Raw genomic sequence first — 15,888 nt, forward strand, 5'->3', positions numbered from 1 at the left:
GAAAAGGCTGATGAAGGCCCGATTCCACTTAAATGATTGGATGGGAGGCACCCTGTGATGGTTGCAAACAAGAAGAAACAAAAAAAGGCGGCTGCGGCTGCGATCACTTTGGCCGGCATGCTCGTTGTGTTATCCGCCTGCGGCAGCGGAGCGGGATACGACGGGAGCACGGCTGCAGGACGAGAGGTCATCAAGAAACCGGATAAAACAATCACTGTTGTGGATGAAGCTCCTGCTCAAGCGGACCAGCAGATGGAAGTGTCCAAGATCGATGAGCTGAAGGGCATTCATGGCTTGGACTGGCTCAGCGAAGACAAGATTATTGTCGATAAAGAGAATATGAACATGAAGCCGGTAACGATTGAAGGCGAGCAGCGCTACCCCCGCAATCTCTATATACGGGATCTGGCTGCGGCGGACCAGGAGGATGAAGCGCTGTCCGAGGAGCAGGACAATCAAAGCTTCGCGCTGCTGTCGGCAGACAAGAAGTATTTGTTTTATAAGAAAAATTCCGAGGATACCGCAACAGGCTACATTATGGATATGGCTACGCGCGAGTCGGTTCAGACAGGCGAGGGAGAGCTTCATGCCAATGATGGAGAATGGATCGACAACGAACGGGTGATATTCTCCCTGATTACCGGCAGCATCGTAACGGCGGATGTAAAAGGCAATACGACAACCGTCCTGCCGATGAAGGATGATTTCTCCATCATGAACGCGACCCAGCGCGGAACGACCGTCTATTATACCTCTATGCAGGATAAGCTGCATGCGTATGATACGCTGACCGATAAACAAACCGTGCTCGACAGCAAAGTCATCTGGTTCGTTCCCACCCCCGACAACAAGCAGACCGCTCTGGTCAAACGGACATCGGAGACGGAGATGGAGCTGACCATTACAGATTCTTCCCTCAAAAAGAAATGGACGCTGGTGAAAGCAACGCAGGTATTCGGCATGAGCTGGTCGCCTGATGGGACGAAGCTTGCATACATTGTTAACTCCCAGGGCGACGGCGTAAACGGAGTATTCGTGGCGGATAGCGTATCCGGCAAGACGACACCGATTTCGGTCGATTCCAGAAACGCATCCGGCACCCTGCGCTGGAGCCCGTCGGGTGATAAATTGCTCACCTCTTCAGCAGTTATGGAAGAGAATAAAGTGGTCTTCCATACGTATGTGATTTCATTCCAGCAATAAATGAGCTGAACAAGCAGTCCCCGTCCCTTTACCTGAGATATAAGAAGGTATACAAATTCCTTCATTCCTTGCTTATATTTCTGAGGGAAGAAGCTTGGCTCAGCCGCCAAAAGGACGGCGACAGCCGGTACTTCCTGAGGGGCAGGACTGCTTTTAGCTTTTCAAGGCATTTTAAACACTTTCGCACAGGCAGCTGCGGAAGTGTTTTTTTGTTCAGGTTTTATGCGACTTTCTTGAATATTGATTATTTGCTCACTTGCATTAGGTGTATTAAGTGATATAATACACTTAGTATTGAAAGCAGAAGGCGGCAGGATAGGGAGGAACGTCCATGGAAGAACAGCAGGTTGGCACATTGCGGTTTCAGATCGATTTTAGTCAACCTCTATATGAACAGGTATTGGATCAGGTGCGAAGCTCAATTGCCAAAGGAGAGATTAGATTGGGAGACAAAATGCCATCGGTGCGCGATCTGGCGCAGCAATTGCGGATGAATCCGAACACGGTGATGCGCGCATATCAGGAGCTGGAGCGGGACGGTTTGACGGAGAAACGGCGGGGACAAGGAACCTACGTCACTTCCTCGACCGAGCGCGTGCAGACCTTTCGGACGGACCTTTCAGCCAGGTATATCGATTCCTTTCTGTCTCAGATGGAGAGCCTGGGAATCAGCTGGTCGGATATAGAAGCTTATGTGCACAATAAACAAATCAACAAGGAAGGAGGGAACCGGACATGAGTGAGCCGATTGTAGTCTGCAAGCAGTTATCGAAGCAGTACGGCGACAAAAAGGCGCTGAGCGGCGTAAGTCTGTCGGTTCCTGCCGGGAAAATCGTTGGAGTTCTTGGTCCCAACGGCTGCGGCAAATCCACCCTGTTCCGGACTATAACAGGCCTTGTACAGCCCGATCAGGGAGAAATCAGGGTGCTTGGACAAACACCCGGCTGGCGTACCAACAAAGATATCGCCTATTTGCCTGACCGGGCCCGGTGGTATCCGTTTCATACAACACTCAAGGCTTTTGAGTGGGGGCAATCCTTTCTGCCAGGATTTGATATGGCCGCTGCCAGATCCTTTGCCGAATTTATGGACATCGAGCTGGACATGAGAATCAGCGGCATGAGCCGGGGGCAGGAAGCCAGGGTGATGCTTATTCTATGCATGGCGCGCAAGGTGCCGCTTATTATTCTGGATGAACCGTTCGCCGGTATCGACGTGATCTCCAGAGAGGCGATTATCTCGGGCATTATCGATTACCTGGAGGAGCGCGAACAATCCATATTGATCAGCACGCATGACATTCAAGAAGTCGAGGGCTTGTTTGATTACACGATCATGATGAACAAGGGGCAGGCGATCTGGACAGGCGATACGGAGGACCTGCGGGCTGAATACGGCTCCCTGCACCACGTTTTTCGCACATTGTACAAGAAGGAGGGGATACGTTGAAAACATCCGGTACCTTTTGGGCGCTGATGCGTCATGAATTCAAAGTAAAGGGAAACGGCAAGCGCCTGAACCGTTCCCCTCTGAGCAGAAAATGGGCCGGCATCTACGGCGCAGTCGTCCTGATCATCGTTCTGGGCACGCTGACTTATTTTGCAATGGACCATTCCTTAAAGCTGCTCAGTTTATGGTTTGTCACTATCGGTTTTCCCTATATGCTGTTCTTCACCGGCCATGGCATTCTGAAGCGGGAGTGGGAGAACGAGACCAGCGGCTGGTGGCTGACGCTTCCGTATTCGCGGCTTACGCTCGTTGGCGCCAAGTGGAGCGGTGCAGCGCTGCGGACATTGATGGCTATTGCAGGCTTTTATGCAGCAGCATCCATATATGCTTCTTGTATCGTGCTGATTTTGAACAGTTATACCATGAGCGATTTGTCCGCATTCCTGCTTGTAGGGCTAAACTGGTTTGTACTTATTATTGGATTTGGCCCCTTTGTTCTATCCATCGGTTTCCTGACAGCAGCGGTTGCATACACGCATTGGCGGCCGATTACTCCTCTGCTCTGGGTAATATTCATGGGAGGCGGAGGCCTGTTGTTCTCCAAAATGGGTCCGGTATTTGATCAGCTTAACGGAGATACGGCAGTGGTTTGGTTTCCGTTTCCATGGGAGGTGCTGGCCGCGATGATCGTCAGCCTGCCGGCCGCTTACCTCGTCATTCGATTATGCGCCTATCTGCTTGATAGAAAATTAGCCTAAAGACATATTCAACAAAGAAGGGAATGACATGAAGATGGAAACAATGACGGAAAACTGGCGGCCATCCGATAGTAAACGGCCCGAAAGCCGGGAACTTCTGCTGGAAGTCACAGGTCTGCAAAAGGCATATGGCAAGAAACAGGCACTGTCGAATGTGACCTTCTCGCTTCAGGCCGGCACTTCATTCGGGTTTCTTGGTCCCAACGGAGCAGGCAAATCGACCACCATGAAGATTTTGACCGGAATCGTGAAGGCGGACAGGGGGAGTGTGAGCCTGTTCGGCAGAGATATTACCAATGATATCGATGCGGTTTCCAAATACATTGGTTATGTTCCTCAGGAAATAACCCTGTATGAGAAGCTGAGCGCTTACGATAATCTTGAGTTTTTCGGTCAGGCATACGGTGTTCACGGAAATGAGCTTAAACGCCGTATTCAGGAGATTCTGGAGAAGACCGGGCTGATTGACCGGGCCAGGGATGAAGTGCAGACCTTCTCAGGCGGTATGAAGCGACGCATTAATATTGCGGCAGCCATGCTGCACCGGCCGAAGCTGCTGATCCTGGATGAGCCGACGGTAGGCATTGATCCGCAGTCCCGCAATCATATTTTTGAAATGATCCGCGAGCTCAACAAGGACGGGGTAACGATTATTTACTCCACCCATTATATGGAGGAGGTTGAGGTTCTCTGCGATCAGGTCGCCATTATGGATCAGGGAGCCGTCAAAGCAAGCGGATCGCTTGGCGAGCTTCTCGAGCAATACGGGCGCAAATCCATTTATCTGGAAGCCGCCGGACTGACGGCTCCTCCCGTTGATCCGCAGGTTACTCAAACGCGCAAAGAAGGCTCGGGCTGGATACTGGATACGGAGCATGTGGCGGGAGTGATGCAGCGGCTTCTGGGCACAGCCGCCCGGAGCCAGTGGGATGTCAAGCAGCTTGAGGTTGTCAGGCCGTCGCTGGAGAGCGTATTTCTGACGGTCACCGGCACCGCGCTGAGAGACTAGAAGCCTGTAAGGATACAGAAGGGAGATTTTCAGATGAAATCCATTATTATGAAGGAATTGAAATTGATCCGCAAGGATAAGCGCAGCTTTTTCTTCCTGCTGCTGATGCCGGCGCTGTTTATCGTCATGTTCGGGTCCGTCTTCAGCAGTTCGGGAAGCTCTTCGCAAGTTTCCGTCCACGCCGTCGATCTGGATCAGAGCGAGGCTTCGCAGGCATTCATGAAGCAGATGGGAACGATTATGGATGTGACGGCGGAAGATCCGGATAGCCTGAATGAAGGAATTGACAAGATCCGTCAGGGGCAGTATACGGCTCTGCTGGTTGTGCCCGAAGGCTTCGAGCAGGCTATCAAGGAGGGGCAGACGGCTGGAATTAAGATGTACGAGGATCCCGCATCCGCTATCTCCAATGCCCCGATAACAGCGATACTGGAGAATATTACAGGCAAGTACAGGGAACAGAAGCTAAATGATACGCTGATCCGGATGGGAGATACGGAGGAACAGGCCAAGCAGGCGCTTGCCTCCCCGGTAACAGTCGAAGCTGTGCCCACAACCTCGGATGTTTTTAATTATATTGACCAGGTGGTTCCGGGGATGACCGTCATGTTCGTGTTCTTTATTATGATTACGATGAGCCGCCGGTTCTTTGAGGAGAAGAAGACCGGACTTCTGTCGCGTATCCGCAGCACGAGTATCAAGCCGCTGCAGTATTTGCTTGGAATGTGGATTCCCTTTGTCCTCACCGTTGCTGCACAATGCGTGGTTCTGTTTACCTTCGGCCATTTTGTTTATGACTTGAGTCTTGGCGATTTGTCGGCACTCGCATTAATTGTACTGGGACTTAGTATTGCCGGAACAGGTCTCGGCCTTGGCCTTTCCTTCATTGTTCCGGGCGAAGGAGCCGCTATGGTCATTACCCAGCTTATTTCCATGGGAGGCGCTCTGGTAGGCGGTCTGTGGACACCATCATACATGCTGCCGGATTCGATCCAGACCATTGGCCATTTTACACCGCAGTATTGGGCGCAGCATTCGCTGGTGGACATTATTGCGCATGGCGCACATATTGGCGATGTATTTGGAGCGGTTCTGATTTTGCTCACGTTTGGAGCAATCGGTCTTGCAGTCGCTTTTATCCGTCTGCCCGGCTTTCTGCGTTCTGCGGCTAATTAAGGGGATGATCGGTTTGGGACAAATAGCGGCGGAAAACAGGGAGAAGAGACGCATAATCATGTGTCTCTTCTTTTTTTATTATTAGAAATTCGGGAAATGCTTTATTCAGGCGTCCCAAGCGATACGCTTACATCAGGGAGCGAATTATGAGAGACATTTGCGGCTGATGCCAAATTTTGAGGCATGAATAACGATTTTTCCTATGTTAACATGAGTGGCGTCGGGAGAAACCGGCAAAACCCAAAACCAACGAGGAGGAAATAAATTCATGAAAATAAGACCAATTCGAGTGGGAATAGCAAGTGTTCTTGCAGCAAGTGTAATTGTACTTGGAGGGGGAGCAGGCTTGCAGCAGGTCAGTGCAGCTTCTGCAAATACAGCCCCAACAAAAACGTATAATATAAACATTAACGATACACTTTCGAAACTTGCGCAGCAATATGGTATCGATCTTGGCAAGCTGCTGCAATCCAACCCTTCCCTGGGTAACGGCAACAGTATTTTCCCCGGCATGATCATTAAAATTCCGGTTAATGGCGGATACGGGAATGGTTCAGGTGCTCCTGCTAACGGCGGCAGCGGTATGCCTTCAACTGGCGGCGGCAGCGGAACTCCGGCAACTGGCGGCAGCGGCACGCCTTCAACTGGCGGCAGCGCACCGGCAAACGGCGGCTCAACCACAGATCCCGGAACAGTATCGCAAAGCGAATTTGCTTCCCAGGTTGTAACGCTCGTCAACCAGGAGCGCAGCAAAGCAGGCTTGTCTTCACTGCAATCCGATGCTCTGCTGACTAAAGTGGCGACTGCCAAAGCGAAAGACATGTACGACAACAATTATTTTGATCACAACTCGCCAACCTATGGTTCCCCGTTTGATATGATGAAGCAATTTGGCGTATCTTATAACTATGCGGGTGAAAACATTGCCAAAGGCCAACGTACACCTCAGGAAGTTATGACTGCATGGATGAACAGCGCAGGCCATAAAGCCAACATCCTGGGTGCGAATTACAAAAAAATCGGCGTTGCTTATTACAATGGCGAATGGGTGCAAGAATTTACTTCCTAGAATAACTTACGATGGAAAGGCGGCCAATGCTGGCCGCTTTTTTTGTTGCATACAGGATTCAAGCTCCGGATGATGGCTTCCTCGGGCTTCTCTTATGAGCGAACCAACAAATCACATAGTTTCGTTTTGAACCCTTCGTTCGGCTTGACGCGAAATTAACCGGCGGTTATTATGTAACCAATGGTTATTTAAAATTCCAAACAACGAAACAAGGGGTGTCAAGATCATGACGACAAGACGAAAAATGCTGACTGAAGAAATGAAACAGGCCATCCGGCATTCGGCTGCACGGCTTTTTGCAGAGAAGGGATATCCATCGGTAACGATGCGTGAGATAGCCAAGGAGGCAGGCTGCTCGCATACCGCGATCTATTTGTATTTCAAGAATAAAGAAGATCTGCTGCAGCAGATCGCTATCCCGCCGCTTGCGGAGATGGAAGGCCGGATGCTGGATAGGCTGGGAGACGCGGACGCAGTCCCGCTGGACAAATTGATTGGCGCCTGCCAGGAGTATGCTGTGTTTTGCCTGAGCAACGGCAGCTTCTTTAATGTTCTGATCACATCGGGCGGCGGCCGGGTGGATGAACCGGAGCCCGAGCTTGAAGTGAATCAGATCCGCAACCGTATATTCGGCCACCTGATTCAGGCGCTGGACAATGTGGTGGATGACGAGGGTCCTGCTGCCGACGCTGAAGCGGCGCTCAATCGTGCGCGCATTTTATTTTATTACATGCAGGGATTCGTCCACACCTATAATGGCAGTCTGGAATCCATCGATTCACTTTTGGAGAGGACGCTCCCCATTTACAATCAAGGAATAAGAACATTGGTGGCAGGTATGAAGGCCTAATATCGATGAAAAAACAAGAGACAGGCATTAAAACGCCTTTGTAAATAAGTCCTTTGACATGGAGGGAATTGACAAAATGTTAGCGAATTGATAAGGATACTTCTTTTGAACCTGTCGGGGGATGAGCTTTATGAAGGATCAACAATCTCAATACGAGTCATTTATTTCCACTCATCTGCATCAATTGGTTGATCAGTCGCGGATAGGCGTCTTTCTTTTTCATGAAGATCAAATTTCGTATGTCAATCCGTGTCTGGCGGAGATGTTCGGATACTCCCGTGAGGAAATTATCGGTATGCAGCCCAAGGATCTGGTCTTCGAGGAAGACCGGGCATTTTTCAAAGACAAGATCAGCCGTCGGTTGAGAGGGGAAGGCAGGGGCGCCCGCAATTGGCTCAGAGGGCTCAGGAAGGACGGAAGTCTGTTCTACTATGAAGCCAAGGGATTACTGGTCGAGTATGATGGCCGCCCCGCACTGGTTGGTACGCTGACGGATGTCACCAGTACGATAAAAGCGGATGAAATTTTACGTGAGCATGAACTCAGGTATCAACGCCTGATCAAATATTTGCCTGAACCCATCGTCGTTCATGACGGGGAAACGATTTTATATACGAATAATGCCGGCCTCCTCCTCTTTGGCGCCACCAGGGTTGAGGAATTATTTACCGTTACCTATATGGATTTGATTCACGCCGATTACCGGCAAATGACGAGCGAACGCATGAGCTTGCTGCTTGCCTCGGATGAGCCTTTGGACTTTATGAAATCCAAAATCGTCAGCCTTGATGGAAGGATCATCGATGTCGAGGTTTCAGGCATCCGGATTCATAATTTTCAGGGACGCCCCTTTGTTGTGCAAAGCGTGTTTCGTGATTTGACGGAGCGCAAAAGAGAGGAAGAAGCGATTATCCGGTCAGAGAAGCTGTCGGTAGCAGGTCAGATGGCGGCGGGAATCGCTCACGAAATCCGAAACCCTTTAACCTCCTTAAAGGGTTTTACGCAGTTTCTAAAAACAAAGGTAAGCGACCATCATGAATATTTCAATATTATGCTTGCGGAGCTGGACCGGATCAATACGATCGTGCAGGAATTTATGGCGCTGGCCAAACCCCAGGTCAAGCAGTTCAGCCAGCATAATCTGGCCTCCATATTGGAGAATGTGATTACGCTGCTGGAAACCCAGGCGATTATGAACAATGTCGAGATGAAAAAGGATTTTGCCGCGAAGATGCCGACGGTATATTGCGATGAGAATCAGCTCAAGCAGGTATTTATCAATTTGATGAAAAATGCCATAGAGGCGATGCCAAGCGGAGGAGATTTATCCATTACCCTGAAGGAGGGGGACGCGGGTATGCTCATTGTCCGCATTCAAGATCAAGGGGTGGGAATCCCCAAGGATAAGCTTGAGCGTCTAGGCAGCCCCTTCTACTCGACCAAAAGCTCCGGTACCGGGCTTGGACTCATGATTTGCTTGCGCATTATTGAAGCCCACCGCGGTACGCTGAAATTTGAAAGCGAGGAAAGCAGCGGCACAACCGTCACAGTTGAGCTGTCTGCCTTTGAATGGGAGACAGAGGGATAAATGAATGGCGTTCAGCCCGTTATTGTTCGCGGCTGGACCTATTTACCAGTGTATTTGGGGGATAGAATTATGGTATCCTTTAACGCGAGCCGAAACTTATCGTACGGGGGATCTTTATGAGGCAGCAAACAGATGCTTTCAGCAAGCCATAATCTGTTTCCTGCCTCGCGGAATATTATCCGAGCCAGTCGAATTGGCAGGATGAAAATCCGCTGGGGGTGAATCGCTTTGGAGCGGGCATATCCGCTATGGCGTAGGGTTGAACTCCTCAATCCGAATCCGACAACTAACCTCGCAGGCCGCATGCACAAACAGGCATACTTAACCAATCGGGAGAGAGGCTGCCTTGTTTGAGCGATGACGGAGTTTGGAGACAGTTCTGTATCAGAACATGCCGATAAACCCGTAAATAAAAAGGAGGACATTGGTTTTGGTAAATGCAAAATGGAGAAAAGGCGCAGCAGCAGCTATACTTGGATTGGCAATTCTTGCCCATGCAGGGGCGGCAAACGCTGCAGCGGTATACAAGGCAAAAGACAATGATACTTTCTGGACGTTGTCCAAGCAATTCGGTGTGCAGCTCGATCAGCTGGTGAAAGCGAATCCAGACGTGGACCCGTCCAATATTTATGCGGGCTTGTCCATCACAGTGCCGGGATCGGCAGCGAAAAAAACGGCAGCAGCTCCGAAACCCGCGGCGGTCAAGGCGATTAAAATGGAATCAACGGCCAAAGCGCTGCCGAAAAATACCGTGACAGTCAACGGACTGGCCTACAACTATACGGATGTTGTACAAGCCAAAGCAAGCGCTTATACAGCTGATGAATCCGAGAACGGCTGGGGCCCGGTTGACTATTACGGCAACCCGCTCAAGCTGGGTACGATCGCAGTTGATCCCAACCGTATTCCGATGGGAAGCAAGGTGTATATCACCGGTTACGATCATGACGGTTTGCCTGTTGGCGGCATGATGGCCGTAGCGACAGATATGGGGAGCGGGATCAAAGGGGATCGCATTGATATCTTCGTACCGCAATCGCAGGAAAAAGCCCAGAAGTTCGGGTTTCAATATGTAAAGGTTTTTGTTCTGGGCAAATCATAATGCTTCAATATAATCGATCATAAATGAGCGGCGCCCCATTGCAGGGGCGCCGCTTGGCGGTTTCAGGGCTTTACGCTTCGTGCAGCCGGTTCTCCAAGCAGCTCGGGGAGCGTAACCATTTGATAGCCTTTGCTGCGGAGCAGCTTGATCAGTTTGGGCAGCGCCTCTAATGTTCCCGATAGATCCTGGCCGATGCCTCCGCCTGCATGCTGAAGTATAATGGAGCCCGGCTGCAGGGTTTTCTTGATGTTAAACAATATCGTACTGCTGTCGATGCCCCGCCAGTCGACGGAGTCGACATCCCAGTTGACGGCAATATAACCGTTTTGCTTCATCCATTCAATTTGCCCGGGCAGTACTTCCCCATAGGGCGGTCTGATTAATCTGGGACTATATCCGGCGAGCGGACGCAATATGGCGTCAGTATTGCGGATCTGCTGCTGGAAGGCAAACAGGGAAATACGCGAGAATACCGCATGGTTATAGGAATGGTTGCCGATTACATGTCCTTCCCTGCCAATGCGTCTGACTATGGACGGATAAGAAGCGGCGCGCGATCCGACTACAAAAAAAGTCGCCCTGACTTTATAGCGGGCCAATATATCAAGCACCTTGGACGTGTAGCGGGGATCAGGCACGTCGTCAAAGGTAAGCGCAACCTTCCTCTCCTTGCGCGGGCCGCCAATAATGAAGGTACCGGGATAACGCTGCTGCAGATTTACCCAGGATGTGGCGTCACGTTGCGATTGTTTCTTTTTCTTCTGCTGACCTGTCTGTCCGCTCTGGAAGGAATGCTCGCTGACGCCGGGTATGCTAAGCGGCAAGTTGCCGGGCTCATCCTGTGGTTGAGTATGTAAGGGAGAGGGGCGTTTATCCAGCGCAGCAGCATGCAGTCTACGCACCGGATCAAGTGAGCCGGAGAGTAACATGACCGCGAGGAGGATAAGAACTGTTTTTCGTATAGAGCGAACGCCATGATTATTCCGCTGCATGTAAACCCTCCATATTTTGATGATTTTGATGAATGACAAGCCATTCCTTCTTGCGCTTTATTCATTGTGCCCCTCTGTTTTCCGATCATGCATGCGAAGCAGCGGATAACCGTCGATGACATGAAGCGAAGCTGCCTGCAGCGTTTGCGGCAAGGTCCGTTCCGGGGCAGCTTTCTGCAAAAATAACTTTACAGATGAAGAATAAAACCGCTAACATGGAAAGTAATCACAACAGCAAAGGAGTTAGAGAAATGCCTACAATTGATAAGCCGCTTGCTGAATTGCAAGCGTATACAGGGAGAAATCCCCGGCCTGCCGATTTTGATGATTATTGGGACAGGGCCCTTAATGAAATGCGTCAGACCGAACCGCAGATCGAGCTTGTTCCAAGCTCCTTCCAGACACCTGCTGCGGAATGCTTCGATCTTTATTTTACGGGTGTGCGGGGAGCGCGGATTCATGTTAAATATGCCCGTCCCCGTAACGCGGACATGCCCCGGCCGGCGGTTTTGCATTTTCACGGATATTCCGGGAATGTAGGCGATTGGCATGAGCGTCTCGGTTATGTCTCGCTCGGGTTCTCGGTATTTGCCATGGACTGCAGGGGACAGGGCGGACTTTCACAGGATGTCGGCGGCGTGACCGGCAATACGCATCACGGCCATATTATCCGCGGCTTGGATGATCAGCCGGATAATCTGCTGTTCCGGCATATCTTTCTGGACACGGCGCAGCTGGCTTCCATTGTCATGCAGATGCCCAATGTGGACCCGGAGCAGGTATTCGCAACAGGCTGGTCGCAGGGAGGCGGTCTGACGATTGCCTGCGCTTCACTGGAGCCGCGTATACGCAAGCTGGCGCCGGTCTATCCATTCCTGAGCGATTACAGGCGCGTATGGGAGATGGATCTGGCGAAGGACGCCTACGCCGAGCTTCGCACCTATTTCCGGCATTTCGACCCGCAGCATAAGCGGGAGGATGAAATTTTCACCAAGCTGGGCTATATTGATATTCAGTATTTGGCCGAACGCATTAAAGGCGAGGTACTGATGGGAACAGGTCTGATGGATACGATATGTCCGCCTTCCACTCAATTTGCCGCTTACAACAAGATAACGGCGCCGAAGCGGTTGGAAATTTATCCGGATTTCGGGCATGAAGGGCTGCCTGGACACCATGACAAGATTTTTCAATATTTCTTGGGGAATTACTAGGAGAGGCAGGAATCTTTTATGCTTAAGCTGGAGAAACGGGACAAGCTTGTCATGATCGGCGATTCCATCACGGATTGCGACCGGGCAAGACCGGTAGGGGAAGGGTTGTTCAATGCGATTGGCAGAGGATATGTCGGCGTGGTTGACGCACTGCTGACGGCTGTATATCCAGAGCTGGGCATTCGGGTTGTCAATGTCGGAACAAGCGGAAATACGGTAAGGGACCTGAAGGACCGCTGGCAAACCGATGTCATTGACCTCAAGCCGGATTGGCTGTCGATCATGATCGGAACCAATGATGTCTGGCGGCAGTTCGACGTGCCTGCGATGACGGAAGCCCATGTGTATCTGGAGGAATATGAGCAGACCCTTGAAGAGCTGGTAGCCCGAACAAGACCCGGTCTGAAGGGATTAGTGCTTATGACTCCGTTCTATATCGAACCTAATCCAACCGATGCGATGCGTGAAACGATGGACCGCTACGGCGAAGCAGTGAAGCGGATTGCAGGGAAGTACGATGCGGTTTATGTCAACACTCAGGCGGCGTTCAACCGCCTGCTGGAGCATTTGTATCCGGCTACGCTTGCTTGGGACCGGGTCCATCCGTCGCAGACCGGACATGCCGTTCTGGCCAGATCATTCCTGCAGGGGATTGGCTTCGACTATAATCAAGGGCTTGTATAAACCAATTTTCTCAAAACCGTCAGTAAAGAAAATACGAAAGCCGCTTCCGCCCCCGTGCGGATTAAAGCGGCTTTTTTGTTTTTCAGGAATATATTGGAAGGAAAAAAGTCCGAATAAGACATGATATTGTCCCGATAGAGCATGAAACCGAACCTTATAATGCGTTATTATAAATAATATAAAAACGAGTGAATTACTTGGTATTAATCCGGGGCATCCAGCAGGAAGGAGGAATCAACATGACCGTTAAGACGTTATCGGGATACCGTAAAAATGCTCAAGGCATCTGGGTACAGCGATCTTCCCATGGACAGCATAACGTATTTGATGAGCACGCGCATGATTTCATCGAGCTGGTATATGTGGTTCAGGGCGAAGGCTTGCATCTCATTGACCGTTTTCCCTATGAGGTGCGGGCGGGCGATATGTACAGCATTCATCCCGGCGAGCGGCATGCCATTGAGCATCTGAACGGTTCCGGGATCGAGATTATCAATGTTCTGTTTGTTCCGCAGTCCCTGGCGGGCTGCCTTCCTGGTGATCATGAGATGCCCGGGACGCTTGCTTTTATTACGCCATTCATGGATAGCAGCGGCAGGCTGCCCCGAAAAATGACCCTGAGTGCCGAACAGTCATCGGTAATCGTCGGCATTTTGGAGGATATGATTGCCGAGACCAAGGATGAGGATTCAGGTTCACCGCTGCTGATTCGCTTCAAGCTGATGGAACTGCTCGTTCTGTTATCCCGCTTCTATGAAAAACGGGAGACGACAAAGCAGGTGTCCTATGCCTGCGGCGGCCACGAAATTCTGGCCCGCCGTGTCCGCGTGTTTCTGGAAGATCATTTTCATCAAAAGCTTACACTTGCTTATCTGGCTCAGGTGTTTAGTCTGAGCGAGCGGCATTTGGGCCGCGTGTTCAAACAGGAGACAGGCAGAAGCGTCAATGAGATGCTGCAGCATATCCGGATCGAACGCGCCAAGCAAATGCTGCACGAAACGAACCGGAGCATGGAGGTTGTTGCGGAGTCCGTCGGATTCGCCAATGCCTCCTTCTTCTCCCGCCTCTTCTCGCGAATCGTGGGAGCTACTCCGGGGGAATACCGAAAAATGGCCAAGAACCGGCGAATCTCCTGATCAAGGAGAGGATTCTCCGATCGTCAGGCCAACAGGAAATTAATCGCGAGGAGAAATGAACATGTATAACGAACAAGCCCCGAGGGGCAACCGCAGTCTTCGGCTTTTGCTGGTATCTCTGACGTTAATCGGCGCTCTGCTTCTCTCCGCCTGCTCCAGCAGCGGCAAGACTGGTTCTGATGCCGGAAGCGCTGAGGGCGCGAATACGACAGGCGAAGCCCCGCTTGAGCTGACCATTCAGACGATTACGCCAAGCACGCCGCCCGCGGCCGACGATAACGTGATCAAGCGCGCTATTGAAGCAGCAACCCATTCGAAAATGTCGATTACATGGGTATCCAACAACATCTACACCGAGAAGCTGAATGTGACGCTGGCTTCCGGAAATCTGCCGGATCTCCTGATGGTGAATGACCCGTTCTCTACCGCATTTCGTACAGCTGTTGTGCAGGGCGCATTCTGGGATATCACCCCTTATATTAAGGATTACCCCAATCTCTCAAACGGCATTTCCCAGAACGCATGGAATGTAACCAAACAAGCAGACGGAAACAACTACGGGATTCCTCGCCCGCGTCCGGAAGAGGGAGAGAGCTTCTTTATCGTCCGCAAGGATTGGCTGGATCGCTTAGGCCTGCAGGTGCCAACCACGACAGAAGAATTGTATAAGGTGGCCAAAGCTTTCACGGATCAGGACCCGGACGGCAACGGTAAAGCCGATACGGTGGGTATCGCGGCTTATCTGGATGCCAACGATACCAATCTCGGTCCGGTGCTTGGGGCGGTTGAGAACTCCTTTACGGGTGTGAACGGCAGCTGGAAATGGGACGGGCAGCAGCTCATATACTCCGCTTTTCTGCCGGAGGTGCGCGAGTCCTTGGAGTATCTGGCCAAGGCCTACCGGGAAAAGCTGATTCCGCAGGACCTGTTGTCGCTGAAGCTGACGGACAGCCGGGATCTGTTCAAGTCCAACAAGGCCGGCATCATTGTGGACAAGACAGGTACTCTGCATGTATATGCGGATGATCTGAAGAAGATCGATCCCGGATTTTCATTCGCCGATTTCTACCCGGTGACCTCGATTGACGGTTATACACCAAAAGGTACGGGCTTTAACGGGATTCTGGCCATTGCAAAATCCGTGCCGGAGGATAAGATGAAACGGATTTTGAAGCTGATCGATACGTGGATGAATCCTGAAGTGTTTGAAATTCAGAAGTACGGAATTGAAGGCCGTGATTATAATCTGGTGGATGGCCAAAAGGTTATCGATGTCGATCAGAGAACAAAAGATAATGCGTCGGATTTTAATCAGATCGTCAATATACTGCTCCCTGCTGAAACCGTCGGCTCCACACCCGAGGAGACGGAGGCGCTCAAAATCTTCAAACAGGTGCAGGATGCGCAAACCGGCAGCACTGCCGACCCGACGGTTGGGTTGGGATCGGAGACCGCCAATGAAATTCTGCCGGATTTGAACAAAAAAATCCAGGATTTAAAAGCTAAAATCATCTTGGGCAACGAGCCGATTACAGCTTGGGATGAATTTGTAGCCGCACTGAAGCAGGATACCGGCGTAACGAAGATGACCGAAGAAATGACTGCAGCCTATAAGCAGCGTACCGGGCAGTAAGACGGCTGATGCCGCTTCACCCTTA

At 51.0% G+C, this 15,888-nt stretch carries 15 protein-coding genes and 1 riboswitch; of the genes, 14 read left to right on the forward strand and 1 reads right to left on the reverse strand.

What is annotated here, in order from left to right; translation table 11 throughout:
* Positions 1–57 precede the first annotated feature (57 nt).
* The 10 genes from AC0YNV_RS14005 to AC0YNV_RS14050 all read left to right on the forward strand — a co-directional run bounded on the left by AC0YNV_RS14005 (position 58) and on the right by AC0YNV_RS14050 (position 10,204).
* On the forward strand, positions 58–1,203 hold the full coding sequence (locus tag AC0YNV_RS14005; protein WP_475768634.1) for a hypothetical protein: 1,146 nt from the start codon (positions 58–60) through the stop codon (positions 1,201–1,203).
* 331 nt (positions 1,204–1,534) lie between these two features.
* Positions 1,535–1,942: a GntR family transcriptional regulator gene (locus AC0YNV_RS14010; protein WP_475768635.1), complete on the forward strand. Its 408-nt coding sequence runs from the start codon at positions 1,535–1,537 to the stop codon at positions 1,940–1,942.
* Positions 1,939–2,652, forward strand: coding sequence for an ABC transporter ATP-binding protein (locus tag AC0YNV_RS14015; RefSeq protein ID WP_475768636.1), 714 nt, complete (start codon positions 1,939–1,941; stop codon positions 2,650–2,652). The genes AC0YNV_RS14010 and AC0YNV_RS14015 overlap by 4 nt, the downstream gene beginning before the upstream one ends.
* Entirely contained in the window at positions 2,649–3,410 is a 762-nt protein-coding gene (locus AC0YNV_RS14020; RefSeq protein WP_475768637.1) for an ABC transporter permease subunit, read from the forward strand. The genes AC0YNV_RS14015 and AC0YNV_RS14020 overlap by 4 nt, the downstream gene beginning before the upstream one ends.
* A 28-nt stretch (positions 3,411–3,438) precedes the next feature.
* Positions 3,439–4,419, forward strand: coding sequence for an ABC transporter ATP-binding protein (locus AC0YNV_RS14025; protein ID WP_475768638.1), 981 nt, complete (start codon positions 3,439–3,441; stop codon positions 4,417–4,419).
* Between the two features lie 33 nt (positions 4,420–4,452).
* Positions 4,453–5,595: an ABC transporter permease gene (locus AC0YNV_RS14030; protein ID WP_475768639.1), complete on the forward strand. Its 1,143-nt coding sequence runs from the start codon at positions 4,453–4,455 to the stop codon at positions 5,593–5,595.
* A 268-nt stretch (positions 5,596–5,863) separates the two neighbouring features.
* The gene (locus AC0YNV_RS14035; protein WP_475768640.1) at positions 5,864–6,664 is read left to right on the forward strand and encodes a CAP domain-containing protein; all 801 of its coding nucleotides are present in this window, start codon (positions 5,864–5,866) and stop codon (positions 6,662–6,664) included.
* A gap of 226 nt (positions 6,665–6,890) precedes the next feature.
* Positions 6,891–7,514 carry a TetR/AcrR family transcriptional regulator gene (locus tag AC0YNV_RS14040; protein ID WP_475768641.1) on the forward strand — a complete coding sequence of 208 codons (624 nt, stop codon included), beginning with the start codon at positions 6,891–6,893 and terminating at the stop codon, positions 7,512–7,514.
* A gap of 130 nt (positions 7,515–7,644) precedes the next feature.
* Positions 7,645–9,102, forward strand: coding sequence for a PAS domain S-box protein (locus tag AC0YNV_RS14045; RefSeq protein WP_475768642.1), 1,458 nt, complete (start codon positions 7,645–7,647; stop codon positions 9,100–9,102).
* Positions 9,103–9,179: 77 nt separating this feature from the next.
* Positions 9,180–9,418, forward strand: a riboswitch (cyclic di-AMP (ydaO/yuaA leader).
* Between the two features lie 114 nt (positions 9,419–9,532).
* Positions 9,533–10,204, forward strand: coding sequence for a 3D domain-containing protein (locus AC0YNV_RS14050; protein ID WP_475768643.1), 672 nt, complete (start codon positions 9,533–9,535; stop codon positions 10,202–10,204).
* A 62-nt stretch (positions 10,205–10,266) separates the two neighbouring features.
* On the opposite strand, the gene AC0YNV_RS14055 is transcribed toward AC0YNV_RS14050, so the two are convergent.
* Positions 10,267–11,196, reverse strand: coding sequence for a polysaccharide deacetylase family protein (locus tag AC0YNV_RS14055; RefSeq protein WP_475768644.1), 930 nt, complete (start codon positions 11,194–11,196; stop codon positions 10,267–10,269).
* 251 nt (positions 11,197–11,447) lie between these two features.
* On the opposite strand from AC0YNV_RS14055, the gene AC0YNV_RS14060 reads away from it, so the two are divergent.
* The 4 genes from AC0YNV_RS14060 to AC0YNV_RS14075 all read left to right on the forward strand — a co-directional run bounded on the left by AC0YNV_RS14060 (position 11,448) and on the right by AC0YNV_RS14075 (position 15,863).
* Positions 11,448–12,410: an acetylxylan esterase gene (locus AC0YNV_RS14060; protein WP_475768645.1), complete on the forward strand. Its 963-nt coding sequence runs from the start codon at positions 11,448–11,450 to the stop codon at positions 12,408–12,410.
* Between the two features lie 18 nt (positions 12,411–12,428).
* Positions 12,429–13,094, forward strand: coding sequence for an SGNH/GDSL hydrolase family protein (locus tag AC0YNV_RS14065; RefSeq protein WP_475768646.1), 666 nt, complete (start codon positions 12,429–12,431; stop codon positions 13,092–13,094).
* 239 nt (positions 13,095–13,333) lie between these two features.
* A complete protein-coding gene (locus tag AC0YNV_RS14070) occupies positions 13,334–14,230 on the forward strand; it encodes a helix-turn-helix domain-containing protein (RefSeq protein ID WP_475768647.1) in 897 nt (298 codons plus the stop codon).
* A gap of 61 nt (positions 14,231–14,291) precedes the next feature.
* A complete protein-coding gene (locus tag AC0YNV_RS14075) occupies positions 14,292–15,863 on the forward strand; it encodes a type 2 periplasmic-binding domain-containing protein (protein ID WP_475768648.1) in 1,572 nt (523 codons plus the stop codon).
* Positions 15,864–15,888: the final 25 nt, after the last annotated feature.

The organism is Paenibacillus sp. JT31N11, from assembly GCF_056269285.1.